This window comes from Thioclava indica, assembly GCF_000714545.1.
Classification (GTDB): Bacteria; Pseudomonadota; Alphaproteobacteria; order Rhodobacterales; family Rhodobacteraceae; genus Thioclava; species Thioclava indica.
Genome location: NZ_AUNB01000082.1, coordinates 1 through 2,205, shown reverse-complemented (window position 1 = coordinate 2,205; position 2,205 = coordinate 1). Strand labels below are relative to the sequence as shown.

Annotated in this window: 2 protein-coding genes; both read left to right on the top strand. The window is 57.8% G+C overall.

Annotated elements, in window-relative coordinates:
• Positions 1 to 381, top strand: a 381-nt coding sequence (locus DT23_RS16890; RefSeq protein ID WP_038133203.1) for a hypothetical protein, incomplete at its 5' end; no start/stop codon positions are given.
• Positions 371 to 1,990, top strand: a complete 1,620-nt coding sequence (locus tag DT23_RS16885; protein ID WP_038133201.1) for a GMC family oxidoreductase — start codon at positions 371 to 373, stop codon at positions 1,988 to 1,990. The genes DT23_RS16890 and DT23_RS16885, both read left to right, overlap by 11 nt.
• The last annotated feature ends 215 nt before the right edge of the window (positions 1,991 to 2,205 follow it).

The following is a 2,205-nucleotide window of genomic DNA, read 5'->3' as shown; positions in this document are numbered from 1 at the left end:
GCCGCCTCTTTCCTGCCTATCGCCGGGCGGTATGATCCTGATCCAGAGGGGGTTGTGCACACCGTTTTGTCAGCAATTCATGCGCAGAATGAAGCGTTCTTGATAAGTGCGAGCGCTGACCGGATTGCCACGCTGAAAGCCGTTGAGGCGCAACAGCCAGAGGCCTTTTCGCGCCTCGTAAGGCTTGCCTATCTTGGCTATTACAGCCGCGCTGATTTGCGTCCGCTGTTTGGCGTCGGGGCGCATCCGGTGCATCCACAGGGCTATAATGTCCCACGAGAGACACCGGATTTACTTGAGGCGCTGAGCGCGCCGGTGCGGGCGCGTGGCAGGGCGTATCGCGCAACCAAAGACACGAAGGAGCCAGCTCATGGCCAATGACCCCGTTGACGTTTTGATCATTGGAGCGGGGGCCTCGGGGGCAGCTATCGCATGGTCTTTGTTGGAAACCCGGATGCGCATCTTGTGTCTCGAACAAGGGGGGCACCTATCCGACACAGAATTTCCAAGCCGTCGCGAGGATTACGAGCTTGCGCGCTATGCCGAATTCTCGAGTGATCCAAATGTCCGCGCCCTGCCACAGGACTATCCTATCAATGTCGAAAACAGTTGCATCGCGCCGGTGAATTGGAACGGTGTGGGTGGAGCCACAATCAACTTTCTTGGGCATTGGCCGCGCCTTAAACCGTCAGACTTCCGGACCCGCACCCTTGACGGGGTGGGTCAGGATTGGCCCGTGGATTACGACACGCTTGCCCCTTTCTATGCGATCAACGACCGGAATACTGGCGTGTCAGGGTTGGGCGGCAATCCCGCCTATCCCGAGTATACACCAGAACTGCCGCCAATTCCGCTGGGACGGCTGGGGCAAACTTTGGCGCAAGGGTTCAATGCAAAGGGGTGGCATTGGTGGCCTTCTGACGTGGCCATCTTAAGCCGCGATCACGATGGGAGGCAGGCTTGCGTGAACGCAGGAACGTGCGATCTGGGCTGTGCCGCAGGCGCGAAGGGCGGAACGAATTTCACCTATTGGCCAATGCTTGAGGCAGCCGGGGTCGAGCTTCGCACTCACGCCCGGGTCCGCGAGATTTTGATTGACCAAAAGACCGGGTTTGCGACGGGTGTATTATATCATGGGGCCGATGGTCAGCTTCACGAGCAGCGTGCCGAAATGGTCATCGTTGCTTGTAACGGGATTGGAACGCCGCGGCTGTTGCTGAACTCGAAGTCCCCGCTATTTCCCGATGGGCTTGCAAACAGCTCTGGGCAGGTTGGAAAGAACTTGATGTTTCATCCCCTGACAGGCGTGTCCGGGGTGTTTGATGAGCCAATGCAGGGGCACGAAGGACCAATGGCATGCGCTTTGCTCAGTCAGGAATTCTATGAGACCGACGCCGCGCGCGGATTCGTACGGGGCTATGGTTTGCATTCTGGCAGGTCAACCACACCGATGACCTTTGCATTGGGGGGCTATGGCATTGATAATTCTATCCCTTGGGGACCAGAACATCGTGAGGTGATGGATCATGTATACCCCTATTTGGCAAGCCTGACCGTTGTGGCCGAGGATCTGGCAGAAGAGGAAAATCGCGTCGAGCTTGACCCTGATCTTACCGATAGCGATGGGATGCCTGCACCGAAAATCCACTATCGATTGGGTGACAATACGCGCAAAATGCTGGCGCACGGGCAAGAAAGGGCGACCGAGCTTTTAACAGCAGCGGGCGCGCGGCGTATTTTGCGCAAGTCGAATGACGAGGTCTGGTGGCGTGCAGGGTGGCATCAGCTTGGAACCTGCCGAATGGGCACTGATCCCGAGACGTCTGTCGTCAACGGCTGGGGGCGAAGCCATGATGTCAAAAACCTGTTCATCGTCGATGGGTCGATTTTTGTGACGGCGGGCGCTGTGAACCCGACATCCACCATTCAGGCCCTAGCACTCTATATTGGCGATCAGATCAAGCAGCGGATCGCCACGCTATTCGACTGATCCGCAATCAGGGTGTTGTCAGTTCCTTCTGGCGGCCTGCGCGCAGTTCGGATCCGCGCGATATCGAGCGATTTGAGTTAGGGGGTGATGTTGTGACGGGCCTGTCACAGGCGAGCCTCCTGTCCCGCCAGCGCCACGACCCAAATTGTCGCGCTGGCGGAAGAGTCCTCGATCTTCTTGCTCTCACACGGCGTTGATGATGTGAGCGCCCCCCG